Annotated in this window: 21 protein-coding genes (1 of these 21 running past the window's edge); 13 read left to right on the forward strand and 8 right to left on the reverse strand. The window is 67.6% G+C overall.

Annotation, left to right across the window (positions count from 1 at the left end):
• Nucleotides 1–97 precede the first annotated feature (97 nt).
• The gene (locus ACTJKY_RS20735) at nucleotides 98–3,118 is read right to left on the reverse strand and encodes a glycosyl hydrolase family 28-related protein (RefSeq protein ID WP_440847980.1); all 3,021 of its coding nucleotides are present in this window, start codon (nucleotides 3,116–3,118) and stop codon (nucleotides 98–100) included.
• Nucleotides 3,119–3,255: 137 nt separating this feature from the next.
• On the opposite strand from ACTJKY_RS20735, the gene ACTJKY_RS20740 reads away from it, so the two are divergent.
• Nucleotides 3,256–3,801, forward strand: coding sequence for a gluconokinase (locus ACTJKY_RS20740; protein WP_440847981.1), 546 nt, complete (start codon nucleotides 3,256–3,258; stop codon nucleotides 3,799–3,801).
• On the opposite strand, the gene ACTJKY_RS20745 is transcribed toward ACTJKY_RS20740, so the two are convergent.
• A complete protein-coding gene (locus ACTJKY_RS20745) occupies nucleotides 3,791–4,468 on the reverse strand; it encodes a FadR/GntR family transcriptional regulator (RefSeq protein WP_440847982.1) in 678 nt (225 codons plus the stop codon). The genes ACTJKY_RS20740 and ACTJKY_RS20745 overlap by 11 nt on opposite strands.
• A gap of 237 nt (nucleotides 4,469–4,705) precedes the next feature.
• On the opposite strand from ACTJKY_RS20745, the gene ACTJKY_RS20750 reads away from it, so the two are divergent.
• Nucleotides 4,706–4,963: a response regulator transcription factor gene (locus ACTJKY_RS20750; RefSeq protein ID WP_440847983.1), complete on the forward strand. Its 258-nt coding sequence runs from the start codon at nucleotides 4,706–4,708 to the stop codon at nucleotides 4,961–4,963.
• Nucleotides 4,964–4,970: 7 nt separating this feature from the next.
• Here ACTJKY_RS20750 and ACTJKY_RS20755 read toward each other — a convergent pair whose 3' ends face one another.
• Both ACTJKY_RS20755 and ACTJKY_RS20760 read right to left on the reverse strand, forming a co-directional pair.
• Nucleotides 4,971–5,303, reverse strand: a complete 333-nt coding sequence (locus ACTJKY_RS20755; RefSeq protein ID WP_440847984.1) for a type II toxin-antitoxin system RelE/ParE family toxin — start codon at nucleotides 5,301–5,303, stop codon at nucleotides 4,971–4,973.
• Complete coding sequence (locus tag ACTJKY_RS20760) at nucleotides 5,300–5,581, reverse strand: type II toxin-antitoxin system Phd/YefM family antitoxin (RefSeq protein ID WP_440847985.1); 282 nt, start codon at nucleotides 5,579–5,581, stop codon at nucleotides 5,300–5,302. The genes ACTJKY_RS20755 and ACTJKY_RS20760 overlap by 4 nt, the downstream gene beginning before the upstream one ends.
• Before the next feature lie 183 nt (nucleotides 5,582–5,764).
• Between ACTJKY_RS20760 and ACTJKY_RS20765 the strand changes: the two genes are divergently transcribed.
• The 6 genes from ACTJKY_RS20765 to ACTJKY_RS20790 all read left to right on the forward strand — a co-directional run bounded on the left by ACTJKY_RS20765 (nucleotide 5,765) and on the right by ACTJKY_RS20790 (nucleotide 12,350).
• Nucleotides 5,765–6,964, forward strand: coding sequence for an AAA family ATPase (locus ACTJKY_RS20765; protein ID WP_440847986.1), 1,200 nt, complete (start codon nucleotides 5,765–5,767; stop codon nucleotides 6,962–6,964).
• Between the two features lie 34 nt (nucleotides 6,965–6,998).
• Complete coding sequence (locus tag ACTJKY_RS20770) at nucleotides 6,999–8,081, forward strand: ParB/RepB/Spo0J family partition protein (protein ID WP_440847987.1); 1,083 nt, start codon at nucleotides 6,999–7,001, stop codon at nucleotides 8,079–8,081.
• A gap of 166 nt (nucleotides 8,082–8,247) precedes the next feature.
• Nucleotides 8,248–9,426 (forward strand): replication initiator protein A, encoded by a 1,179-nt coding sequence (locus ACTJKY_RS20775; protein WP_440847988.1) that lies wholly within the window; start codon nucleotides 8,248–8,250, stop codon nucleotides 9,424–9,426.
• A 531-nt stretch (nucleotides 9,427–9,957) separates the two neighbouring features.
• Nucleotides 9,958–10,191 carry a DUF6894 family protein gene (locus ACTJKY_RS20780; RefSeq protein ID WP_121080070.1) on the forward strand — a complete coding sequence of 78 codons (234 nt, stop codon included), beginning with the start codon at nucleotides 9,958–9,960 and terminating at the stop codon, nucleotides 10,189–10,191.
• Between the two features lie 105 nt (nucleotides 10,192–10,296).
• Nucleotides 10,297–11,586 carry a M20/M25/M40 family metallo-hydrolase gene (locus ACTJKY_RS20785; protein ID WP_440848000.1) on the forward strand — a complete coding sequence of 430 codons (1,290 nt, stop codon included), beginning with the start codon at nucleotides 10,297–10,299 and terminating at the stop codon, nucleotides 11,584–11,586.
• On the forward strand, nucleotides 11,583–12,350 hold the full coding sequence (locus ACTJKY_RS20790; RefSeq protein ID WP_440847989.1) for a ThuA domain-containing protein: 768 nt from the start codon (nucleotides 11,583–11,585) through the stop codon (nucleotides 12,348–12,350). Before ACTJKY_RS20785 ends, ACTJKY_RS20790 begins: the two co-directional genes overlap by 4 nt.
• Before the next feature lie 6 nt (nucleotides 12,351–12,356).
• Here ACTJKY_RS20790 and ACTJKY_RS20795 read toward each other — a convergent pair whose 3' ends face one another.
• From ACTJKY_RS20795 to ACTJKY_RS20805, 3 genes are all read right to left on the reverse strand, one after another.
• Nucleotides 12,357–12,683, reverse strand: a complete 327-nt coding sequence (locus ACTJKY_RS20795) for a hypothetical protein (protein WP_440847990.1) — start codon at nucleotides 12,681–12,683, stop codon at nucleotides 12,357–12,359.
• A 69-nt stretch (nucleotides 12,684–12,752) separates the two neighbouring features.
• Nucleotides 12,753–15,947 carry a helicase-related protein gene (locus ACTJKY_RS20800; protein WP_440847991.1) on the reverse strand — a complete coding sequence of 1,065 codons (3,195 nt, stop codon included), beginning with the start codon at nucleotides 15,945–15,947 and terminating at the stop codon, nucleotides 12,753–12,755.
• 107 nt (nucleotides 15,948–16,054) lie between these two features.
• Nucleotides 16,055–18,994 carry a TonB-dependent receptor domain-containing protein gene (locus ACTJKY_RS20805; protein ID WP_440847992.1) on the reverse strand — a complete coding sequence of 980 codons (2,940 nt, stop codon included), beginning with the start codon at nucleotides 18,992–18,994 and terminating at the stop codon, nucleotides 16,055–16,057.
• 207 nt (nucleotides 18,995–19,201) lie between these two features.
• Here ACTJKY_RS20805 and ACTJKY_RS20810 point away from each other — a divergent pair, with 207 nt between their 5' ends.
• Genes ACTJKY_RS20810 through ACTJKY_RS20820 form a run of 3 tightly spaced genes read left to right on the forward strand, consistent with a single transcriptional unit; the run spans nucleotide 19,202 to nucleotide 22,566 of the window.
• Nucleotides 19,202–20,116: a dihydrodipicolinate synthase family protein gene (locus tag ACTJKY_RS20810; protein WP_440847993.1), complete on the forward strand. Its 915-nt coding sequence runs from the start codon at nucleotides 19,202–19,204 to the stop codon at nucleotides 20,114–20,116.
• 17 nt (nucleotides 20,117–20,133) lie between these two features.
• On the forward strand, nucleotides 20,134–21,132 hold the full coding sequence (locus tag ACTJKY_RS20815; protein WP_440847994.1) for a 4-hydroxyproline epimerase: 999 nt from the start codon (nucleotides 20,134–20,136) through the stop codon (nucleotides 21,130–21,132).
• 27 nt (nucleotides 21,133–21,159) lie between these two features.
• Nucleotides 21,160–22,566 (forward strand): amino acid permease, encoded by a 1,407-nt coding sequence (locus tag ACTJKY_RS20820; RefSeq protein ID WP_440847995.1) that lies wholly within the window; start codon nucleotides 21,160–21,162, stop codon nucleotides 22,564–22,566.
• Between the two features lie 4 nt (nucleotides 22,567–22,570).
• On the opposite strand, the gene ACTJKY_RS20825 is transcribed toward ACTJKY_RS20820, so the two are convergent.
• Nucleotides 22,571–23,215, reverse strand: a complete 645-nt coding sequence (locus tag ACTJKY_RS20825) for a GntR family transcriptional regulator (RefSeq protein ID WP_141988853.1) — start codon at nucleotides 23,213–23,215, stop codon at nucleotides 22,571–22,573.
• A gap of 128 nt (nucleotides 23,216–23,343) precedes the next feature.
• Between ACTJKY_RS20825 and ACTJKY_RS20830 the strand changes: the two genes are divergently transcribed.
• A complete protein-coding gene (locus ACTJKY_RS20830) occupies nucleotides 23,344–24,570 on the forward strand; it encodes an NAD(P)/FAD-dependent oxidoreductase (protein ID WP_440847996.1) in 1,227 nt (408 codons plus the stop codon).
• 12 nt (nucleotides 24,571–24,582) lie between these two features.
• Nucleotides 24,583–25,025: the 5' portion of a M24 family metallopeptidase gene (locus ACTJKY_RS20835; RefSeq protein WP_440847997.1), read on the forward strand. Its footprint extends 742 nt past the window's final position; only the first 443 of its 1,185 coding nucleotides appear in the window; the start codon lies at nucleotides 24,583–24,585; its stop codon lies off the right edge, out of view.

The raw sequence follows: 25,025 nt of genomic DNA on the forward strand, positions 1-25,025 counted from the left end.
TCCGACCCGTGGCAATGATGTTGCGACGCTAGACCTGCGCCGCGTCGCAGGCATCTACGACATAGGTGGTAGATGCCCGCGAACCGCTCAGGGCCGCTCAGGGCCGGGTGGCGTAGAGCGCGTGATGGGTGAGGATGAACAGCGTGCGCTTGTCCGCACCGCCGAACAGGATCTGGAGCGGCCGCTCGGGCACATCGATCCGGCCGGTTTCCTTGCCGTCGGCGCCGTAGACGAACACCTGCCCGTTCGCGACATAGACGCGCCCGTCCGGCGCCACCGCAACGCTCTCGCCGCCGCGATTGGCGAAGGGCTTGAGGTTGGTCAGCGTGCCCGCCGGGCCCACCGTGCCGATGTAGGTGATGTTCTCCGACCCGTTGGTGACGAACAGCCGCTCGCCCTGCTTGCCGCCGACCAGGCCGTTGGCGTTGAGCGCGTGCGACCAGCGCCAGCCGACATGGTCGATCGGCCCCTGCTGCCACACCCGGAAGGCGGGCAGCACGACGCTGCCGTCGGGGGAGACATAGGCCTGGGTCTTGGGCTCGCTCGCTTCCTTGGCGAACAGCTCGGCCATGGTGGTGAACTGATAGGTCTGCTGGTTGAGCTGGTCGCGGAATTCGCCGTTTGCCCACCAGTTGACCGGCAGCAGCGTCTTCGCACCCGCGCTCGCGCTGATCGGTGTCGGTTCGATGCGGGTGAGCTGGTCACGCGGCCCGTCCGGATCGATCGAATAGGCCGCGCCCTTCGGCCCCAGTGACGACAGCACCAGCAGATGCCCCGAGGCATCCACTGCCAAGTTCACCGGATCAAGCGCATGGTCGCGGATGATCTCCAGGCCCTTGGCCTCGGTCCAGCGCTGGATCCGCTGGAAGCGGCGATCGATAAAGTAGAGCCGCCCCTGTGCATCCACCGTCGCCCCCGAGATCGAGTAGAAGCCGTCCTCCAGCTTCTCGACCTTGCCCGTCAGCGGCTTCTCCGCCACCTGCCGCTCGACCGCGCCCACGTCCAGCCGAGCGAATTCGCGCTCGCGGACGAGGCGTTTGCCGGTCACGTCCTCGATCGCATTGTCGAACGGATATTTGCTGACGCGCAGGAAGGTCCCGCAGCCCTCGTCGTCGCAGGCCGCGAAGCCGCTCTCGGCGTTCACATGGACGTTGCGGAAGCGGATGTCCGAGGCGTTGAACAGTTTCACCGCGCTCTTCCCCGGGTGGTAGCTGCGGGTGACGCGGTAGCCGTGATAGTTGGCGAACAGCAGGTTGCGCGAGTTGCGGATCTCCAGCGAGACCGCGTCGGGGCCGTCGCCCACTTCCTGCTCCGTCTGCGGCGCGAGGAACTCCCAGTTCGCCACATTGTCGAGCACGAACTCGTTGCGGACATGGTGCTCGACCGACATCTCGTAGACATGCCCCGGCGTGCTGGTGTTGGTGACGTAGAAGCCAGCCTGGGCGAAGGTGTTGGGGCTCCACACATTGGTGAAGGTGCCGCCGCCATTGTCGGTCACCCAGATGCTCGGATATTGCGCGTCCCACCGCCCCTCGGCCACCGGATCGCCAGTTCGACCCTGAAGGGTGCCGAGCGGCTTGCCGTCGGCGGTAGGCGTGCCGCCGCCGCCCATGATCTTGACGTCCTGCATCAGGCTGTTCGCGCCCGAGCGCCACAGCACCGCCGAGGCGCGCGGGTTCACTCGGCCGGTGAACAGGCCGAGGCCCGAAAGGATATTGTCGCCGCCCTGCGGGGTCTCGAGGATCGGGATGACCGTGCCCAGCCCGCGATGGGCGGGGTTGTCATCGGGGATATAGAGCTGGGTGGTCGCCGGGTGCAGCCCGATCAGCACGCTGTCGGGGCGCAGCTTCAGCCGGTCGGTGACCTTGTAGAAGCCGATCGGCAGATAGAGCACGCGATTGCCGTCGATCGCCTTTTGCAGCGCGGCGGTATCGTCGGTGGTGCCGTCGCCCTTCACCCCCAGCTTGCGGACATTGACCCACTCGGACATCGGCGGCAGCGGGCGCACCGCCAGGTCGCGGCGTGCGGGGGCGCTCGCCAGCGGCTGGATCTCCGCCTGGAGGTCGGTCTTCCCCATCTCGCCGAGCTTGGGCACCTTCATGCCATAGGAGAAGGCGCCGACCCGGTACGCCCTGCCCTTCCCCGCCACCGTCTTGCCGCTGTCGCGGAAGCGGGCGAAGACCGGGCTGTCGACTGCCACCGCATTGTCGAAGCCGATCTGGGTGAAGGCGCTGTCCTCGTTGGAGATCACCACGCCCGCCTTGGACACGCGCTCGAACCGCACGTCCTTGCCGTAGAGCGAGTCCGAATAGCCGCGGTCGATCTCGATCCCGACCGGCGTGTCTCGGATCGCGACATTGACCAGCGTCAGGTCCACTTCATGCTCGCGGATCGCCGCCTCGCGCTGGCCGTCGAACTGCGCGTCGATCAGCGTGAACTGCCAGGCGGGCGAGGTCTTCTCGGTGACGATGCCGTAGCGCCCGCCCTTGAACGCGACCTTCTCGATCACGTTGCCGGCCTGGTAGACCCCGGCAAAGGCGCTGCCGAGGCGAAACTCCATGTGGCTGAGAAAGGCATGCTGCGCCATGCGGAAGCGCACGCCCGCCGCGCCCGGATTGCCCTCGGCGATCTCGATGTCGACATTGCTCATCGACGAATAGAAAGTCCCCGAATTGGCGTCGCGGACGATTCTATCGCGCGGCACGACATTGGGGACGGGCACCGGCACCTTGCCGACCGCATACTGATCGTCGCCGCCGAACACGATCATCGTCGAGACGCCCTGCTGGAAGCCGGGGGTGCTCGCGCCGAGCAGGATCGTCGGCCGCGTCGGCCCCACGCCGTAGACGCGCACGCCCGCCGGCACGACCAGCGTGCGGCTGATCCGGTAGCGACCCGAGGGAAGGAAGACGATGCCGTGGCGCGTGGCGTCGCGCGCGTCATCGAGCGCCCTCTGGATCGCCGCCGTATCGTCCGCCTTGCCGTCGCCGCGCGCCTTGACCGTCACCGCACGCGGCTCGTCCGGCGCGGTGGGGAAGACCGACGCATGTTGCGCCACCGCCGGCGCAGTGAGCGAGGTCGCGACGAGCAGACCGGCCAGGAAGCAGCGCATATCCATCCCCACACTAAGCTTAGTTCTTGATTGCATGGGCTAACCCGTTGAAGGGCTAGCGGCATCTGCGACCAAGGTCGTAGTTTTCAGCATCGCTGCAGCCTTTCACAAGCGAGGCTGCCCCTCTTTTCCGGAGCTTGCCCATGTCCGACCTGCCTGCCCGATCGTCTGCCGCTGCGGCCGTGATCGTGATGGGGGTCAGCGGCTCCGGCAAGTCGACGCTCGGCGCGCTGCTCGCCGATGCGCTGGGCTGCGTGTTTCTGGAGGGTGACGCCTTCCACTCGGCCGAAGCGGTGGTGAAGATGCGCGATGGCACCCCCCTCACCGATGCGGACCGCTGGCCCTGGCTCGATCGGATCGGATCGGCGGTGGCGGCGTCGATCGACACCTGCGGGGTCTCGGTCGCCGCCTGCTCGGCACTACGGCGCGTCTATCGCGATCGGCTGCGCGCCGAGATCCCCGGCACGGTGCAGTTCGTGCTGCTGGAGGCGGACCGGGCGCAGCTCCTCGCCCGCATGTCGGCGCGGCCGGGCCATTTCATGCCCACCAGCCTCCTCGACAGCCAACTGGAGACGCTGGAACGACCGCAGCCCGACGAAGGCGTGCTGATCCTCCCCGCAACCCTGCCCCCCGCGACGCTGTGCGACCGCGTCCTGGCCTATCTGGAGCAGCCTGCGCTCAGGGCATGAGCCGGCGACGCCCCTCCCCCAGATGCCAGCGCATCGCCAGCGCGGCGCGCTCGGGATCCTGGGCGCGGATCGAATCGACGATCACCTCATGCTCGTGGAGCATCACCGCGATCACATCCGCCGAGCGCGACCGCGAGATGTCGACGCCTGCCTGCATCACCTTCTCGACATCGGGCCACAGCGCGTCGAATGCCTGCTGGAAGGCGAGATTGCCGGTCGCATCGGCAATCGCGCGGTGGAGTTCGCGATCCTCGACATGGGCGGGTGCGCTGGACAGCAGCGCCGTGCGCAGCGCGTCGAGCGCGGCTTCCAGCACCGCCATCTGCTCGGCCGTACGCCGGACCGCGGCGAGGCGTGCCGCTTCGGTCTCCAGCACGAAGCGCACCTCGTAGCTGCCCAGCGTCGCCGGCAGCTCGGCAAGCGGCATGAACGCGGCCAGTCGCTCCGAGGGACGGCCCTTCACGAACGAGCCGGCGCCGCGTCGCACCTCGGTGATCCCGTCCGAGCCGAGCCGCACCAGCGCCTCGCGGACGATCGCGCGCGAGACGCCGCACATTTCCGCCAGCCGCGCCTCGGAGGGTAGCCGAGCGCCGACCTCGAGATCCTCGGCCTTGATGAGTTCGACGATCGCCGCATAGGCGTGATCGGATAGTCGCGGCTGGTTCACCGCCCCGCGCTCCGGGCCCCTGCAACCGCCATGACCCTCCCCATCCTCCGCCGGATATTCCCCGGCAACTTATCGGACAGGTTCTAGGCGGATGCGAATAAAATTGCCAGCCGAAACGATCTATTGCAGGGAGCCGCGCAAATTTGCACTTGAACCTGTCCTACAAGTTGGCCTACGTTAACGTTAACGAATCTGGAGGCAGAGCCTCGGAAAACGGATCGGCGAGGGAGGATGGGCATGCAAGCCGCGACTCAAGCACAGCAGATGGAACGAATCGGCGTCGAGACGTCGGCACCCCCGCGCCTGACCCCCACGCAGATGCAGGTGCTGCGCTGCGTCCATTCCGGCCTGCTCAACAAGCAGATCGCCTATGAACTCGGCATGGCCGAGGCGACGGTGAAGGTCCACATGACTGCGGTGATGCGCAAGCTGAACGTCCGCAACCGCACCCAGGCCGCGATCGCCGCCGGCCAGTTCGGCTGGTCGCACGGCTGAGCGCGGCTCAGGCCGAGAGCAGACGGCGCTCCAGCAGCGCCCGGAAGTCGCGCCGCCCGTCCGCGATGAGAAACACGAAGACGTGATCGACGATCACGCGGTAGATCAGTCGATAGGGCGGCACCACCAGCTGGCGAAACTCGCGGATGCCGAGCGCGTCGAGCTCGCGGGGCACGCTGCCGCGCTCGGGATAGGTTTCCAAGCTATCGACCTTGGTCAGCATAGCGTCCAGAAAGGCATCAGCCTGTTCTTCCGAGCGATGGTCGCGGATCCAGCCATGGATCTCGGCCAAATCGGTTTCGGCGCCGTCGGTGAGGTAGACCGTGTAGCGTCCGCTCATGCGGCGGTGTCGGCCTTGCCCTTGCGCAGACGGGCGATGGCATCGCGTGCGGGCGTGAAGCGGCCGGCTTCCACGTCCCGCGTGCCCAGCGCCATCAGCTTGAGCAGCGCCAGGGTTTCCTGCGTCTCCTGATAGCTTGCCACGTCCTGCAACACGGCACGCGCCTCGCCATTCTGGGTGATCACCAGCGGTGCGCCACCCTCCGCCAACCCACGCAAGACGTCGGCAGCGTTCGCCTTCAAATAGCTGACAGGCTTGACCTGTTCGGTGTAGCGCATCTCGGTCTCCGACCCTTATGGATATAATTTCAGACCATTATCGGTCTGAATATAGTCCTCCCACGCCGCTATAACAATCGCATGCCCGGATAGTTGCGCCGTTATGGCGCTAACCTTGCCGTTTTGAACGAAATATGAGATATGTCTCGTAACTCTCATTCAACCGCGCGGGGCGAGGCACGAATGCATTCAGATATTGAGCGGATCGGCGAGCTTGCTGATGCCGGCGAGCGCATGATCGAACGGTTGCGGCGCAAGGCCTTCTTACCCGAAAGTCGCAAGGGACTCCATGTCCGCTTCGGCATTGCCGAGGCGGCGCAATTGCTCGGCTGCTCCACCAACCGCATCCGCATGGCCGAAGACGATGGTCGCCTGCCCCCGCCCCCGCCAAGCGAGAATGGCCGGCGCCCCGGCTATACGGTGGAAGAGCTGCTCAACATGCGGCAGGTGCTCGGTGCCTCCCCTGCCCGCGCACCGCTCGACGTGCCGGCGATCATCGCGGTGCAGAACTTCAAGGGCGGCGTCGGCAAGTCGACGGTCACCACCCACCTCGCCCATTATTTCGCGGTGCAGGGGTACCGCGTGCTCGTTGTCGATTGCGACAGTCAGGCGACCACCACCACGTTGTTCGGCTTCAATCCGCATTTCAACATCACCCGCGAAGAGACGCTCTACCCCTATCTGTCGATCGATCCGACCCAGGCGGACCTGCTCTATGCGGTCAAGAAGACGCCGTGGCCGAACGTCGATCTGATCCCGTCGAACCTCGAGCTGTTCGACGTCGAATATGAGCTGGCGGCGGCCGGCGCCGATGGCGGCTCGATCCTCGCTACCCGCTTCCGCAAGCTCAAGGCGGGCCTCAACGATCTCGCCCGCGACTATGACGTGGTGATCCTTGATCCGCCGCCCGCGCTCGGCACGATCAGCCTGGCGGTGATGCAGGCGGCCAACGCGCTGCTGGTGCCGCTGGCCGCGACCACGCCGGACTTCTGCTCCACCGTCCAGTTCCTCTCGATGATGGACCAGGTGCTCCACCAGCTGACCGAAGCAGGCATCGACGTACAATATGACTTCGTCCGGCTGATCTGCTCCAAGTTCGACGGCAATGATCCCAGCCATGCGATGGTCCGCCAGATCATGGAGCAGGCCTTCGGTCCCGCACTGCTGCCGGTGCCGATCCTCGAATCGGCCGAGATCAGCCATGCCGCGATGCGGATGATGACGATCTACGAGCTGGATCGCCCGATCGGCACCGCGCGCACCCACAAGCGCTGCAAGGCCAATCTCGACGAAGCGCTCGGCCAGGTCGAGGCGCTGGTTCGCCGCAACTGGGGCCGCGTCGCCCCCGCGAGCGAAGAGGATGTCGTCAATGAAGCGGCCTGAGCGCATCGCCGCAACCGGGCAGAAGGGCTGAACCGTGGCACGTACCCAGAAGGACTATCTCGCCGATCTGCTCGCCGAGGAAGCCGCGGCGGAAGCGGACGCGCCTGCGCCGTCTGCGCCTGCCCCACTCCCCTCCCCCGCTGCCGAGCCGGAACTGCCGCCCCGGCTCGCCCGCACGCGCGGCACCACGCTGCTCGGCCGCGAGTCCGCGCTGGCACGGGTCGCCTCGGGCGAGGTGCGCCAGGTCACCCAGCTGCTGCTCGACCCGTCGCGGGTTCGCATCTGGCCGGGTAACGCCCGGATCTATGCCGACCTTAACGAGGAGAATGTCCGCGAGCTGATCGACTCGATCGTTGCGGAGAACGGCCAGAAGGTCCCCGCTGTGGTGCGCCGGATCGAAGGCGATGCCGACCACGACTATGAAGTGATCGCCGGCACGCGCCGCCATTTCGCGATCTCGTGGCTGCGTGCGCACAGCTATCCCGACATGCAGTTCGTGGCCCAGGTCGCGCAGCTGGATGACGAGGCCGCCTTCCGTCTCGCCGACCTGGAGAACCGCGCCCGCAAGGACGTGTCGGACCTCGAGCGTGCGCGCAACTATGCCGAGGCGCTCAAGGGGCATTACGGCAACCACCTCACCCGGATGGCCGAGCGGCTCAAGCTCTCCAAGGGCTGGCTGTCGAAGATGATCAAGGTGGCGGGCATTCCCGACGCGGTGATTGCTGCCTTCGCCTCCCCCGCCGACGTGCTGCTGAAGCCCGCCTATTCGCTGGCCCAGGCGCTGGACGACAAGGTGGCGGCCAAGGCGATCCTCGCCGAGGCCAAGGCCCTTTCGCGCGAACAGGCTGAACGCCGCGCGCGCGGGCATGCGCCCCTTGCCGCCGCCGATGTGCTGCGCCGGCTGCTTGCGGCACCCTCGGGACCGCAGCTGGCCGACGAGCTATATTCCTGGGCAATGCCCAGCGGACGCACCGCGCTTAGCGTGCTGTCGGTCAATCGCCAGGGCGTGACCGTGCGGCTGCATGCCGGCTCGGGTGCGAGCCGCGATCATCTCGTCAATGCCTTCCGCGACGCGCTCGACCAGCTCGAGCGCGAAGGCCGCGGGTTGCAGCCATGAGCGTGTTTCCCCGGGGAAACGACGGCGCCGGACATGGTGGCCGTTTCCCCGGGGAAACACCCCCTTGGCTTCGTGCCCTTCTCTCGTCCACCGACGTCGCGATCCAAGGATCGCCCCGCGTTTCCCCGGGGAAACGCCCCTCCCCCACCATGCTCCTCGAGGCTTCATGACCCAGGCCGATCGCCAGTCGATCCCCGAACAGTTCGACCTGTTCCTCCCTTATCTCGCCGACATGCCGCTGCGCGATCAGCGCGAGATGATGGAGCGTCCCTTCTTCAGCCTGGCCAAGACCAAGCGGGCCAAGCCGATCGATTACAAGAGCCCGGACGGCAAGCTGTGGGTCCATGTCTCGGCCAATCCCGATTACGGCATGGCGACGATCTGGGATGCCGATATCCTGATCTACTGCGCCAGCGTACTCGCCGACATGGCGCGGCGCGGCCGCAACGACATTCCGCGCAAGCTCCATCTGATGCCCTATGATCTGCTGCGCGCCATCGGCCGGCCGACGACGGGGCGCGCCTATGAGCTGCTTGGCCAATCGCTCGATCGGCTGGTGGCGACGACGATCAAGACCAACATCCGCGCCGAGAACCGCCGCGAAGCGACGTTCAGCTGGCTCGACGGCTGGACCCAGCTGGTCGACGAACGCACCGAGCGCTCGCGCGGCATGACAATCGAGCTGTCGAGCTGGTTCTACGAAGGCGTGCTGATGACCGGCGGCGTGCTGTCGATCGACCGTGCCTATTTCGACCTGACCGGCGGCCGCGAGCGCTGGCTCTACAAGGTCGCGCGCAAACATGCCGGCGGGGCAGGGGAGGCCGGTTTCGCCATCTCGATGCCGACCCTGTTCGAGAAGTCGGGCGCCGAAGGGCAATATCGCCGCTTCAAGTTCGAGCTCGCCAAGATCGTCGAACGCGATGAGCTGCCGGGTTATACGCTGTCGCTGGAGACGCCGGCAGGCAAGCGCGAGCCGAGCCTGCGGATGCGGCGGCGCGGGGAAGGGGAGGTTCGGCCCGTGACCTCGACCGCCCCCGTGGAACCAGCCACGCGGCCTACCAAGCAGCCCGAAGAAGCCGAGCCGCAACCGCTCGGCGCCGAGGCGCGCGCGCTGCTCCGCCGGACGGTCACCAGCCTGGCGACGCGCGGTACGAGCGGCATGCTCACCGATGCGACGCTGGAGCAGGCCCGACGCGAATGCCCCGGCTGGGATTATCAGGATCTGCACCGCCAGTTTCGCGATTGGGTGGAGGCCGATCCGGCGCGAACGCCCGCCAACTATCAGAACGCCTTTCTGGGGTTCGTGCGCCAGTGGCACGCCCGCAACAAGCATCAGCTGCGCTGAGGAAGCGGGCGGTAAGGCGGGTGCTCCGTTCCCGAAGTGTCGGGCGGATATGGCGCCCGGACGAAAGCGTCGCCATTTGCGACTCTGGTTTGAACCTATTTATCCACAGGTGCCCTCCAACTGATTCAACCTGTGGATACTGCACCCGCAGACGCGTCAAAAATCAGGTCCGCTGCACCGCCTTTCGACCCTTCGGGAACGGCATTCGACCCTTCCGGAACGATCTATCGACCTTTCGGGAACGGTGCCGTCGACCTTTCGGGAACGGATACTCGACACAATGGGAACGCGGTTTTTTGCCGAATCGCGGAGTTGGCGCGATTCGGTGGATCGACGGCGTCGCTTAACTCCGTAACGACTCAAGAAACCTCCTAACCAGGCGTCGAGTCCTCTTCTTTGGATAAGGAGAGAGAAGGGGACACGGACAGATCGAGAGCCCAGCCAAAGAGGCCCAATCGGCGCAACGCAGGAAGCAACAATAATATACATCAACCGGCAGCAACTTGTTGAGGGCGTGGGCATTATCCACGCATGCCCGCCTATCGCTTCCGCCTCTGCACCCCGGATCACCACCCCCACACTGCCGAGCGTCGCGAACTGCCCGACCTGCGGCAGGCACTGATCGCCGGGCACAGCCTCGCCCGCTCCCTGCTGCGGCACCGAAACGGGCGCACGCCGGTACGCGGCAGCCTCGACATCGAGGATGATCGCGACCAGCCCGTCGCCCGCATCCTGCTTGCGGATCTTGCCCGACAGCTTTCGTAAATCACTTCGACCGGCTTGCTCGCTCCTCGCGGGCGTGGTTTGAAGGGCGCCTGACACAAAGGGACGCCGGTGACCAATCTGTCTTGCTTCTCCCGCCTTGCCGCAATGCTGGTGGCCGGCACGGCCGCCATCGCGCCTGCCGCCGCGCAGCACCTCTCGCCAGCAGAAACGGCGATGGCCCGGACCGTCGATGCAGAATATGATCGCTCGGTCGCGCTGCTCGAAACGCTGGTCAACCAGAACAGCGGAACGCTCAATCTGACAGGTGTCACTAAGGTAGGCGAGCGGATGCGTACCGAGCTGGAGCCGCTGGGCTTCGCGGTGACCTGGAAGCCGATGAACGCGGTGCAGCGCGCGGGCCATCTCATCGCGACCCATAAGGGCAAGCCCGGCACCAAGCGCCTGCTGCTGATCGGCCACCTCGACACCGTGTTCGAGCCCGACTCGCCCTTCCAGAAGTTCGTGCGCAAGGGCGATCTGGCGGAAGGCCCGGGGGCAGGGGATGACAAGGGCGGCATGGTGGTGATGCTTGCCGCGCTGCGGGCGATGCAGGCCGCCGGCACCCTCAAGGCCGCCAATATCGAGATCGTCCTGACCGGCGACGAGGAGAAGTCGGGCAGCCCGCACAGCATCGCCCGTGCCGACCTGATCGCCGCCGGCAAGCATGCCGATGTCGCGCTCGACTACGAAGGGCTGGTGATCGACGGCGGGCGGGACATGGGCTCGGTGGCGCGGCGTTCTACGATCGACTGGCGGATCAGCGCTACCGGGAAGACCGGGCACAGCTCGCTGATCTTCGGATCCAAGTTCGGCGACGGCGCGATCAACGAGCTAACGCGTATCCTCGCCGCCTTCCGCAAGGAACTGCCCGAGCCCAATCTCACCTTCAACACCGGGGTAATCGCCGGCGGCGCCCGCGCCACCATCGACGAAAGCGGCAATGCGACCGCGGCGGGCAAGACCAACATCATCCCCGCGACCGCGATCGCCACCGGCGACTTCCGCACGCTCAGCTCCGAGCAGACCGCGCGGGTGAAGGCCAAGATGGAAGCGATCGTCGCCGCGCACGCGCCGGGCACCGACGCCACGATCAGCTTCGGCGAGGGCTATCCAGCGATGGCGCCGACCGACGGCAACCGCGCGCTGCTGGCGGCGCTGAACGGCGTCAATCGGGACCTCGGGCTGCCGGAGATGCCGGCACTCGATCCGCTCAAGCGCGGGGCAGGGGACATTTCGTTCGTCGCCGCCGATGTCGACAGCCTGGCGGGGCTGGGCACCTACAGCACCGGCGACCATGCTCCGGGGGAGACGGTGGACCTCGCCAGCATCCGCCGCCAGGCCAAGCGCGCGGCGATCCTGATGTCGCGGCTCAGCGCGGAACGCAGCGCGCGATGAAGGCTGTGGTCCGCCTGCTGCTGGCGCTTGCCGCGCTGCTGTTGCCCACCGTGGGGCGGGCCGATCCGCAGTTCACGCTGCTGGTGATCGCAGCGCCCAGCAAATATCACTACGAATACATCCCAGTGGCGCGTGAAAGCCTCGAAAAGCTCGGTCGCCTCCACGCCTTCGCCGTCGCCTGGCACAAGGACGGCGCGCCGCTCGATGGCGACCTCACCCGCTATGCGGCAATCCTGTTGCTCAATACGCCCGCCGACGAGTTCACGCCTACCCAACGGACGGGGCTTGAGCACTATTTGCAGGCCGGCGGCAACGCGATGGTGGTGCACCGCGCCGCGATCATCCCTTCAGGGGCGTGGCCCTGGTACGAGAAGCTGGTCGGGCGCAGCTTCGTTAACCATCCGATGATCCAGACCGCCGTCGTGAACGTGCTCGACAAGGGCTTCCCGGCAGCGTTCGGGCTCCCGGACCATTGGCTGTGGAGCGACGAATTCTATGTGACCAGCGATCCGTTCGAGATCGCGATCCACCGCGTGCTCGGCGTGGACGAGGCGAGCTATGATCCCACCCGCATCTGGCCGGGACAGGTGGGGCAACGGATGGGCAAGGATCATCCCGAGGCCTGGTTCCACCGCTACGAGAAGGGCAGGGTGTTCGTCACCCTGCTCGGCCACGAGGCGGAGATGTACCGCGACGACCGCTATCTCCAGCACCTGCTGGGCGGCATCACCTGGGCGGCGACAGGACTCGGCGAGCAGCGCTGAGGCCGGTCAGTCGGCCCGCGCCATCCGCCGTGAGGCCAGCACCAGGTTGATCCGGCTGGTCGAGCGATCCTCGACGCAGTCCTTCAGCATGCGCCGCGAGGGCACGCCGTCGGCGACGCATTGCTCGGCGACGCCGCAGGGAATCGCATCGAGATCGCTATGTCCCGAGCCGCGGAGGATTCGGCAACTGCGCAGATGCAGGCCGTCCTCGCGCTTGTCGGTCTTCAGGTCGACCTTGATCATGCGCAACTGGCGCGAGACGACGATGATCTCCTCCTCGGCGTTGAACGCCGGGGTGGTCTGGAGCATCAGCAGCAGAACGGGCAGAATCATGGCGCCATTCCTCTCCGGTTTTTGTTTTCTTCGGCCAGCCTAGGCCGGGGGAGGAGGCAGCACAATGCGTCAATCGCCCGTCATGGTCTCCAGTATCGTCTCGATCCGCTCCAGCCGCGCGGCGGGGTCGTCGATCCGGTCGGCGAGCAGCAGCCGGTCGCCCTTGGTGGTGAGGCCGGCCGCGTCCGCATCTCCCGTGAAATCGGCGCGCGGCGTGAACGCGATGGCGGCGGGACCCGCATCGATCCGCGCAATCCGCAGCGCCAGTGCCTGGGCGCGGACGCGGGCGATCGCGATCAAGGTCGCGGCCGCTTCGGGCAGGGCACCGAACCGGTCCTCCAGCTCGGCTTCGAGCGCATCGATCGCCGCGCCGTCCTCCGCACGGGCGAGACGGACGTAGAAGCCCACGCGAAGCTCCTCGTCGGGGATCCAGTCCTCCGGGAGACCGCCCTGCAGCCCAAGATGCAGCTCGGGCGCCCAGCGCTCCACCGTCTCGCCGCGCGCGGTGCGCAACGCACCCTCGAGGAGATGCTGGTACAGGTCGACGCCGATCAGCTTCATATGCCCCGCCTGCGCCTCGCCGAGCAGATCGCCGGCGCCGCGCATGTCAAGATCCTGCGCGCTGATCGCAAAGCCCGCACCGAGCCGATCGAACGCCTCCAGTGTGCGCAGACGCTTGAGCGTGCGCGCGCCGATCGGCTTGTCGGGTTCAGTGAGCAACAGCACCTGGCCCCGCCGGCTGCCGCGCCCAACCCGACCCCGTAACTGGTGGAGCTGGCTGAGGCCGAAGCGATCGGCGCGGTAGAGCACCATGGTGTTGGCGCGCGGCACATCGAGCCCCGCCTCGATGATGTTGGTCGCCAGCAACACGTCGCCGTCACCGCGGCCGAAGCGCACCATCGACTCGTCGATCTCGGCCGCGGGCATCTTGCCATGGGCCTGTAGCAGTTCGAGCTCGGGCACCAGCCGCGCGATCTTCTCCGCCAGCGGCCCCATGTCCTCGATCCGCGGCACGACGACGAAGCTTTGGCCGCCCCGGCTCCGTTCCCGTAGCAGTGCTGCGCGGACCATCGCCTCGTCGAACACGCCCACCGCGGTGCGGATCGGCTGGCGGCGGGCAGGGGGCGTGGCGATTACCGAGAGATGCTGGATGCCGACCAGCGCGGCCTGCAGCGTGCGCGGGATCGGCGTTGCGCTCAGCGTCAGGACATGCCCCGCGCCGAGCGCGCGCAGCTTGGCCTTGTCGGCGGCGCCGAAACGCTGCTCCTCGTCGATGATGACCAGCGCGAGCTTGGCATAGGCCACGCCCTTGCCGGCGACCGCGCCGGTGCCGATCACCACCTGGATCGAGCCGTCGGCCAGCCCCGCCTTGACTCGCTTCTTCTCCGCCGCGCTCGACAGCCGGGAGAGGCCGGCGACTTCGATGCCGGTGCCCTCGAAGCGTTCGGTAAAGGTCTCGAGATGCTGGCGGGCCAGCACGGTCGTGGGGGCGGCGACCGCGACCTGATGTCCGGCAAGCGCCGCCAGGGCGGCGGCACGCAGCGCGACTTCGGTCTTGCCGAAGCCGACATCGCCGATCACCAGACGGTCCATCGGCGTGCCTGCCGCAAGATCGCTGCGCACGGCATCGATCGCGCGGGCCTGGTCGCGCGTTTCGGTATAGGCGAAGCCCGCAACGAACCGTTCATATGCAGCCGCATCGGGAGAAAGAACCGGAGCGGTTAACTGCATGCGTTCTTCTGCGAGTGCGATCATCCCCCGCGCGGTCTCGGCAATGGCGAGATCGATCGCGCCGCGACGCTTCTGCCAGCTGGAGCCGTCGAGCTTGTCGAGCGCCACCGCATCGGCATCGCCGCCATAGCGCCACAGCCGATCGGCTTCGCTCACCGGCACCAGCCGCACCCCGCCATCGGCATAGGTGAGGGCGATCGCATCGCCGCCCTTCTCGGCCTCGCCGGGCATCGGTGCGAGGCCGGTGACTTCGGCGATGCCATGATCCTCGTGAACGACGAGATCGCCGAGGCGGATCTCAGTCTGGCCGAACAGTGCGGGGTCGGCGGCGCCGGTCTGCGCGGTGTCGCGCTCCGCTCGGCTGCCGAGCAGGTCGGCGGCGGCAATGGCGAGGATGCCGTCGCGGCGGAAGCCACGGTCGACCGGCGCCTCCAGCAATGCGACGGTTTCCTTCGGCGCGCCCTGCAGCGCGGCCCAGCTCGGCACGTCGTGCAACTCGGTCTTCAGCACGCCTGCGATGCGGCTGCGCAGGAAGCGCAGGTCGCGGGCGCTGCCCAGCACGACGAGCCGGTCTTCCGCCGAGAGCGCATCGCGGGCCACCCGGGCAAAGGCGCGCAGCGGCGCACGGCCCTCGATGAAGCGGGGCGGCGGGTCGCCGGCGGCGGCAAGCGCCAGCAGCGGATGGTCCTTGACCGCTCCCTGCCACTGCTTGTCGTCCAGCACGTCGCGCAGCGCGCGGCTCGGCCGACGGCGCTGCGAGTCCGCGGCGAGCGCGAGGAAACGCTTGCGGCGGTCCTCCGCGGCGGGCTCGATCGCCAGCAGGGCACCGGGCAGATGCGCGGTGAGCGGCACGGCATCCTTGCCGAGCGGCGGTTCCGACACGCGGCCCAGCTCCTGCTTCTCGCAGTCGCCGGTGGTCCGCTGGGTGCCGGGATCATAGCTGCGCAGCGAGAGCACGACGCCGTCGGCGACCTCGATCCGGCGCGGTTCCTCGGCGTCCGCGGGGTAGACGTCGAGCACCTGGCCGCGCAGCGCGACTTCGCCCGGCTCATCGACGCGCTCGTCTTCCACATAGCCGGCCTCGACCAGCGTTTCGAACAACGCGGCCAGGTCGATGGGCGCGCCGGTGGCGATCCGCGGCGGGGCGGCTTCGAAGGCGTGCGGCGGCGGGTAGAGGCGGGCCAGCGCCTCGCCGGTGGTGATGCAGGCGAGGCGCGGTCGCGCTGCTTCGGCGCGGGCGAGACGCAAACGACGCAGCGCGGCGACGCGCTCACCGACATTGGCAGGGGATGCGGGGGCGGCATCGCCGGGCAGCGCGTCGCTGCCGGGGCAGAAGACCACGGTCGCCTCGGGCGCCAGTGCCGCCAGCGCACGCGCGACGGCGATGGCGCGGGGTTCGTCGGCGGCGGCGAAGAACAGGTCGTTGGCGGCCAACGCCTCCGCCAGCAACGCGGCGGTCTCGCCGGTGGCGAGGGCAGGGGCCGTCTTGGCGGGCGCGATCGCGCGGGAAACGGGATCGCGGGAAGAAGCCATGCGAGAAAAGCCTTTGGAACGAGCGAGCTACCGCTAACGAGCGGTCGGCGCCCTCGTTCCAGAAGGCAGGGGTGGGGCCGGTGGAGGTACACCGGCCCCGGGAGAGCTCAGAAGGTCAGCGTCGCACCGACGAACAGCGTGCGGCCCATCGGATCGTACACGCCCGGATAGGTGTTGCCGTTGCCGAAGCTGGCGAGCACGCCCGAAGCGATCGCCGGCGGCGCCTTGTCGGTCAAGTTGTTGATGCCCATGCGGAATTGCAGCTGCTTGGTCGGCACCACGGTTGCCGCCAGGTCGAAATATTCATAGGCCGGGATCGTCGCGTTGATGATGCTGGTCGGGCCGGCCTGGTTGAGGAAGGCGTTCGACGAGGAGGTCGACAGCGCCGTCTTGGCGAAGTGGCGCCAGGCGAGCGACAGCGTCGCCTTGTCGCCGGGCACCGTCCAGGTCAGGCGGGCGACATGCCGCCAGGTCGGGTTGGGCTGGCCGCAGCTATAGCCGTAATAGCCCTTGCAGTCATAGCTGCCGAGACCCGGCAGCGGCTCTTCGACCTGCTGTTGCAGCCAGGTGCCAACGATGTTCGCGTCGAGCTTGCCGAGATTGCCGATCCGCCGCGTGTAGGCGGCCGACACGTCGATGCCCGAGGTGAGCAGATAGCCGGTGTTGAGCGTGCTGCCTGTGACATAGCCGTTGCTGCCGAACAGCGCGCCCGAGCGCGGATCGCGGTGGAACAGCCCGCAATAATAGGGATCGCCGGAGGAGGTGCACTGGCTGACCACCAGCGACGGGTCGATCGAGCTGATATAGCCCTTCACCTTGATGTGGTAATAATCGACGGACAGCGAGAAGCCGGGCAGCTGCTTCGGGGTCAGCACCGCGCCGAAGGTGTAGGTGTCGCCCACTTCCGGCTTCACCGCCGGGTTGCCGCCATAGGATTGCGAGCAGGTTTCCGCCGGGCACTGGATGATGTGGCCGTACTGGGCATCGCTCACGCCGGTCAGCTTGCAGGCGGCGAGCGAGGCGTCGGGAGCGGCGCCGGCGCAGGGGTCGGTCAGCGAGACGTTGCCGATGCCGCGGGCGCCGAACAGCTCGCTGATGTTGGGCGCGCGGATCGCGCGGTTATAGCTGGCGCGCAGGCGGGCGCCTTCGATCGGCGACCAGGTGAGCTCGGCCTTGTAGGTCCAGGCCTTGTAGTGCGACTCCGTCGCGGTCGAACCCTGGCGATTGGAATAGTCCGAATAGCGCAGGCCGCCATTGACCGTCAGATCATGGAAGAAGGGCTTGTTGGCAACCAGCGGCAGCTCGAGCTCGCCATAGGCTTCGTTGACGGTGATCGATCCGTCGGCATCGGCGCTGCCGCCCTGCTGGGCGACTTCGTCGGCGGTGAAGTTCAGCGTTTCGCGGCGGCGCTCCACGCCCACGGCAAGGCCCGCGCCGCGCGTCGACCAGGGGCTCTCGATGCCGAAGGTGCCGAGGTCGCCATTGATCGAACCCGAGAAGACCTCGAGCGTGTTGCGCGACGCGGTGTTCGACGGGCTGAACAGGTAGCGGGCCTGATCGGTGGTGATGCCGTCGGCGCGGAAGATGTCGATCGGCACGCAAGCCGGATCGGTGCCGTCGATCTTCGACTGGCAGGTGGGCGTGCCGTTCACCGACACCACGTCGAGCGCGCGCTGCGCCTTCACATTGTCGACGTTGTTGAGATAGGTCTCGTTGTAGCGCGACAGCGAATAGAGATAGCCGACATCATAGCTGAAGCCGCGGCCCAGATCGCCCTTCACGCCGGCATTGTAGCGATAATCCTGGTGGCGCAGATCGTCACGCCGCGAATAGGCGCCGTTCAGGCGATAGCCGATCAGCGTGTCGATCGTCGATGCAGTGCCGGCGGCGGGGCCGCACAGCGCGGTCTGCTGGCCGGCGCTCATCAGCGGGTTGTTGCAGGGCAGGGTGAATGTGGTGCCGAGGAACAGCGCCGACGGCGCGACCTGGGAGAAGGTGTGATCCTTCATCCACATGAAGCTGCCATAGACCTTGGCTGCGGGCGCGATCTCGAACGAGGCGCTGCCGCCGCCGGTATAGCGCTCGTCCGAACGCTGGATGTAGTTGGTCGGCGAGTAATTATAGGCGTAGCTGGCGTCGTACGGCACCCAGCTCTTGGAGCCGTCGCGCGCGTTGGTGAGATAGCCCAGATCCTTGCTGGGCCCCTCGAGCGGGGCGAAGGTACCATAGGGGGTGTTGCTCGATCCGCCGCAGACCAGTGCGCTCGGACCGTTGGCATTGAGTGCGCAGGACGAATAGTCCCGCGTCGCCTGCAGCACCGGGTCGGTATGGCGGTAGCCGCCATAGACGGTGACGTTGCCGCGGCCGTCGGCAAAATTCTTGCCGAACGCGCCGTTCACGTCCTGCTTGGCGCCGTCCAGCACGTTGCGCGGCGCCAGCTGATAGCCGTTGCTGGATACCAGGCCGCGGACATAGCTATTGTCGTTGGTGTGCTGCGCGAAGCTGGTCTGCGCATCGAGCCGTAGTCCATCGAGATGGTCGCGCAGGATGAAGTTGACCACGCCCGACATCGCGTCCGAACCATAGACGGCCGACGCGCCGCCGGTGACGACGTCGACCCGTTCGATCAGCGCGGTCGGCACGAAGTTGATGTCGGTCGCCTGCGAGGAAAGGATGCGCTGGCCGTTGATCAGCGTCAGCACCCGGTTCGAGCCGAGGTTGCGCAGGTTGATCTGCGCCGAACCGTCCGATCCGTTCGAGACGTTCTCGTTGGAATCGGCGGTGAACTGCGGCAGCCGCGCCAGCATCGTCTCGGCATTGACCGCGCCCTGATAACGCACTTCCTGCGCATCCACGCTGGTCAGCGGGCTGTTGCTCTCCAGATCGGGGCGGCGGATGCGCGTGCCGGTGACGGTGATTTCCGCCGGATCATTGCCTGCTGCCGGTGTGTCGCCGCTCGCTTGCTGCGCATAGGCCCCGGTAGAGGCGAGGGACAAGGCGAGCGCGCCAAGCGCCGCTCCCGATCGAATGGAAAGAAAATTACGCATGTGCGCCGCACCCCGTTTTTTGAGTCGCGCATATGCAACATGAGAAGCATCATTCCGTCAAATAAATTATACGATATGTTAACGGGCGCGGTGCGGCGCGGGTTACCCCTTTCGGGAATCGCAAATTTGTGCGTTGGTTCAAACCAGCCTTGCGCCCCTGCGGCATACGGTATACGAAATGGCCAACCAATGGAGGATCGTGTTCCCATGACTGCAGCCAAGACGCTCTGGACCGGCGTCTATCCCGCGGCGACCACCCAGTTCGCCAAGGATCTCTCGATCGATTTCGACGCCACCCAGCGCACCCAGACCGCGCTGGTCGATGACGGCGTCGACGGCCTCATCCTGCTCGGCACCTGCGGTGAGAACAACTCGCTCGAGCCCGAGGAGAAGCGCGCGGTGCTCAAGGCGGGTGTCGAGGCGGTAGGCGGTCGCGTGCCGCTGGTCGCGGGGGTGTCCGAATTCACGACCGCGCGCGCGATCCAGTACGCCCGCGATGCCGAGAAGATCGGCGTCGACGCGCTGATGTTGCTGCCGGCAATGGTCTATGTGCCGACCGCCGAGGAGCTCGAAGCGCATTTCCGCGCGGTGGCCGAGGCGACCTCGCTGCCGATCATGCTCTATAACAACCCGCCGGCCTATCGCGTGTCGATCGACACCGCGACGCTGGATCGGCTCACCGATGTGAAGAACATCGTGGCGGTCAAGGAAAGCGCGCCCGACCCGCGTCGCTTCACCGATCTCTTCAACCGCTATGGCGATCGCTACACGCTGATGGCGGGTCTGGACGACGTCGCGCTCGAAGGCATGTTCCTCGGCGCCTCGGGCTGGGTCTCGGGCCTGACCAGCGCCTTCCCGGAAGAATCGGTGCGCCTCATCGCGGCGTTCAATGAAGGCCGTTACGACGAAGCCCGCGCCATCTACCGCTGGTTCATGCCGCTGCTCCACCTCGATGCCGAGCATGACCTAGTCCAGTCGATCAAGCTCGCCGAGCAGATCATGGGCCGCGGCAGCGAGCGCGTCCGCATGCCGCGCCTGCCGCTCTCGGGCGCCCGCCGCGCCCAGGTGATCGCCTGGGTCGAGGAAGCCGCGGCAACCCGCCCGAGCCAGCGCGCCGCCTAGGCAGCCTGAGGATACCCATGCGCCACACCTTCTTCTGCATCGACGGCCACACCGCGGGAAACCCGGTGCGGCTGGTCGCGGGCGGCGCACCGCTGCTCCGCGGGGGCGACATGCTGGCGCGGCGAGCGGACTTTCTCGAGCGGTTCGACTGGATCCGCACCGGCCTCTGCTTCGAGCCGCGCGGGCACGACATGATGTCGGGCGGGTTCCTCTACCCGCCCACCCGTGACGACGCCGATTGCGGCATCCTGTTCATCGAGACCTCGGGCTGCCTGCCGATGTGCGGGCACGGCACGATCGGGATGGTCACCTTCGGGCTCGAACACGGCCTGATCACCCCCCGCACGCCCGGCCAGCTTCGCATCGAAGTGCCGGCGGGGGTGATCGACATCACCTATGAAATGACGGACGATCGGGTGCGCTGGGTGCGCATCCGCAACGTGCCCGCCTATGTCGCCGCGCGCGGCATCGAGATCGAGGTGCCGGGCTTCGGCCCGCTCCGCATCGACGTCTCCTATGGCGGCAATTATTACGCGATCATCGAGCCGCAGGGGCCCTATACCGGCCTCGACGATCTCGGTGCCTCGCGCATCGTCGAGCTCAGCCGCACCATCCGCGAGTTGGTGCGCGCGCAAGTAGAGCCGGTCCACCCGCTCGACGATCGCATCCGCGGGGTCAGCCACGTCCTCTGGGCCGACAAGCCCAAGGGCGAGGGGGTCGATGGCCGCAACGCCGTATTCTACGGCGAGCGCGCGATCGATCGCAGCCCGTGTGGCACCGGCACCTCAGCGCGGCTCGCGCATCTGGAGCAGCAGGGGCGCCTCAGCGTCGGCGATCGCTTCGTCCATGAAAGCTATATCGGCAGCCGGTTCATCGGCCGGGTCGAGGAAACGGTGATGGTGGGCGATCGCCCCGGCATCATCCCCTCGATCGAAGGCTCGGCGATCGCGACCGGCTTCAACACCATCTGGATTGACCGCGAGGACCCGTTCTGGGCCGGCTTCTCGGTCGTCTGAACAGAATAACCAAAAGTCGGGGGTTGCATGGGATTTTGGGGACCGATCAAGCCGATCGAACGCAGCACGGCTCCTAGCGCGCATCGGCTGCGCCCCACGCTTTCCTGGCCGCATCTGATCGCGCTGGGTGTCGGCGCGATCGTCGGCACCGGCATCTATACGCTGACCGGCGTCGGCGCCGAGCGGGCGGGGCCGGCGGTGATCCTCGCCTTCGTCATCGCCGGTGCGGTCTGCGCCTGCGCCGCGCTTGCCTATGCCGAACTCGCGACGATGATCCCGGCGGCGGGCAGCGCCTATACCTATAGCTATTCGGTGCTGGGCGAGACGATCGCCTGGGTGGTCGGCTGGAGCCTGATCCTCGAATACTCGCTCGCCTGCTCGGCGGTGGCGGTGGGCTGGTCGGGCTATCTGGTCGGCTGGCTGCAATCGGCGGGCATCCATCTGCCCGCGGTGCTGCTCCAGGGGCCGCATGCCGGGGGCATCGTCAACCTGCCGGCGGTGCTCGTCTCCTTTGCGATCGCCGGCATGCTGATGCTCGGCACCCGCGAGAGCGCGACGCTCAACATCGTGCTGGTCGTGATCAAGCTGGTGGCGCTCGCGGTGTTCGTCGCGCTGGCGCTGCCCGGCTTCGACGCCGCGAACTTCCACCCCTTCATGCCCTATGGTTTCGCCAGCCATGCGGACGGCAGCAGCACGCGCGGCGTGATGGCGGCCGCCGCGATCGTGTTCTTCGCCTTTTACGGCTTCGACGCGGTCGCCACCTCGGCCGAGGAAGCCAAGAATCCGGGCCGCGACCTGACCATCGGCATCGTCGGATCGATGGCGCTGTGCACCACCATCTACATCCTCGTCGCGGTCGCGGCCGTAGGGGCGATGTCCTACACCGCGCTCGGCAACTCGCCCGAGCCGCTGGCGCTGGTGCTGCGCACGCTCGGCCACCCCTTCGCCGCCTGGGCGATCGCGGCGGCCGCGCTGGTCGCGCTCCCCTCGGTGATCCTGGTGATGATGTATGGGCAGAGCCGCATCTTCTTCGTGATGGCGCGCGACGGGCTGCTGCCGCGGGGCCTCGCCAAGGTCTCGCCGCGCACCGGTGCGCCGGTGCTGGTGACCGGCATCACCGGGCTGTTCGTCGCGGCGGTCGCCGGCTTCCTGCGGTTGGACGAGATTGCCGAGCTCGCCAATGCCGGCACGCTGATCGCGTTCATCGCGGTGGGCGTCTGCATGATGCTGCTCCGCCGCCGCGCGCCCGATGCGCCGCGCATCTTCCGCTGCCCGCAACCTTATGTGGTAGGCACGCTGGCGGTGCTCGGCTGCCTCTATCTGCTCTTCTCGCTGCCCGAAAAGACGCTGGTGCGCTTCCTGATCTGGAACGTCGCGGGCCTTGCCGTCTACTTCCTCTATGGCCGCGCGCGCAGCGTGCTGGCGCGCGGCTGAAGGTTTACCCGTTCAGCTGGCGGCGCAGATCGGTGAGGGTGCCTTCGATATGCGCGCGGGCCAGCGCCCGGGTGCGATCGGCGTCTCCGCTTTCCCACGCGGTCATCAGTTCGGCATGTTCGAGATGCGCGCGATCCTCGCGCCCGGCGGGTTCGAGATGCTTGTGAACATAGCGCTCGGCGAGGATCTGCAAGCGCTCGACCAGCTGGGTGGTGAGCAGCCGCCCGCCGGGGCGGACCATCGCGATGTGGAATTCGCGATTGTGCGCGGCGACCTCGTCGAGATGCTCGGCCGCCGCCACATCGAGCGCGGCCAGCGCCTCGCGCGCGGCGGCGCGATCGGCATCGGTGGCGGAAAGCGCGCCGGCAGCCACCGCGTCGGGCTCGATGGCAAGGCGCAGCGCGAAGATCTCCTCCGCCTCGCCCGACGACATCGCGCGGACGAAATAGCCGCGGTTCGCCTGGCCGACGAGCAGCCCTTCCTGCTCCAGCCGGGCCAATGCCTCGCGCAGCGGGATCTTGCTCACGCCCAGCTGGTTGGCCAGCGCGTCCTGGCGGATCGCCTGGTCGACCGGCAGCTTGCCGGAGACGATCTGCTCGCGGACGATCGTGAAGATCTGTTCCGACAGCGTGCGGACGACGATACTCATGTGCTTGGTCTTTCCCTGGAATACCCGCCGCCGGCGCCAGGATTTCCCCGTCCTGAGGGCGCGGCTTGTGGCAGGCGAAACGCACAAATACAGTATACCTGTACCCCAAAATCGGCAAGGCGAAGTTGATGCAGCGCAATATCGTGGTGATCGGTGGGGGCGTCGTCGGACTGTCGAGCGCGATCGCCCTGGCGCGGTCCGGCTGGTCGGTGCGGCTGGTCGATGCCGATCCCGATCGCCGCGCCGCCTCCTGGGGCAATGCCGGCCACATCGCGATCGAGCAGGTTGCGCCGCTCGCCTCCTGGGCGACGGTGCGCAGCCTGCGGCGGCGGCGCTTCGGGGCAGGGGGGGCGGTGTCCTTGCCCGCATCGGCCTGGCGACACTGGTTGCCCTTCGGGCTGCGGCTGCTCGGGGCGGCGCGGCCGAGCGTGTTCGCGCGGGGGCAGAAGGCGCTGGGTGGGCTGCTCGCCGAGGCGATGCCGGCCTGGCAGCGGCTGAGCGCCAGCCTCGACACCCCCGATCTGCTCCGCGACGAGGGGCATATCGTCGCCTGGAGCAGCCCTGCATCGGTCGAGGCGGGGCGGCGCGCCTGGGCGTCGGCGGACATCGGCACCGCCGCCTTCCGCGACGCCACCCCCGCCGAACTGCTCCAGCTGCCGGGCAGGGCGATGGCCGGCGCGATCCGCTTCGCCAACACCGCGCAGATCAGCGACCTCGGCGCGCTCGACCGCGCCTTGCGGTCGGCGCTGGTCGCGGCGGGCGGCACGATCCTCTCGGGTCACGCGACGCTCAGCCTCGCAGGCGGCGAGGCGCGGCTGGCGATCGACGGTGTCCCCGTGCCGGATGCGGAGCAGCTGCTGGTCGCCGCCGGGGTCGCCTCGGGCCGCGTGCTGGCGCCGCTCGGCCACCGCGTGCCGATCATCGCCGAGCGCGGCTATCATCTCCGCGCCACCGATCACGACTGGCCCGCCGACCTGCCGCCCCTGGTGTTCGAGGACCGCTCGATGATCGTCACCCGCTATGCCGGGTGCGTGCAGGCGGCGAGCTTCGTCGAGTTCGCCGGCATCGACACGCCCCCCGATCCGGCGAAATGGGAACGGCTGGAGGCGCATATCACTGCGCTCGGCCTGCCGCTCCGCCCGCCCTTCACCCGCTGGACCGGCGCGCGCCCGACCCTGCCGGACTATCTCCCGGCGATCGGCCGCAGCCGCAAGGCCGGCAATCTTCTCTATGCCTTCGGCCACCAGCATCTCGGCCTCACGCTCGCGGCGATCACTGGCAAACGCGTCGCCGCGCTGGCCGAGGGCAGGGCAGCCGATCTCGCCCCCTTCGATCTTCAACGCTTCCACGCATAAGGACGTCTCTCCATGACCATCGGCGGATCCACCGCGGAAACCGAACTCGCCGCGCTCGCCCCCTGGGCCGATCGCGCGCCGGCCATCACCCTTGCCGAGCGCCGCGATCGTCTCGCGCGCGTGCGCGAGCGTATGGAAGCGATGGGCGCGCAGGCGCTGCTGGTGAATGCCGGCATGTCGCTGCGCTATTTCGCCGGCGTGCCCTGGGGGGCGACCGAACGGCTCGTCGCGGTGCTGCTGCCGCTCCACGGCGAACCGATCATGATTTGCCCGCGCTTCGAACTCGGCTCGCTCACCGCCGACATGGCGTTCGAGGCGGACATGCGGCTGTGGGAGGAGGACGAGGATCCCTTCGCTCTGCTGGCCGACGCACTGGGCGGCGTCACCACGCTCGCGCTCGATCCCGCGCTTCCCTTTCAGATGGCCGAGCGCCTCCGCCGCGCCGCGCCGCACGT

This window comes from Sphingomonas sp. 22176 (genome assembly GCF_052045505.1).
Lineage (GTDB): Bacteria > Pseudomonadota > Alphaproteobacteria > Sphingomonadales > Sphingomonadaceae > Sphingomonas.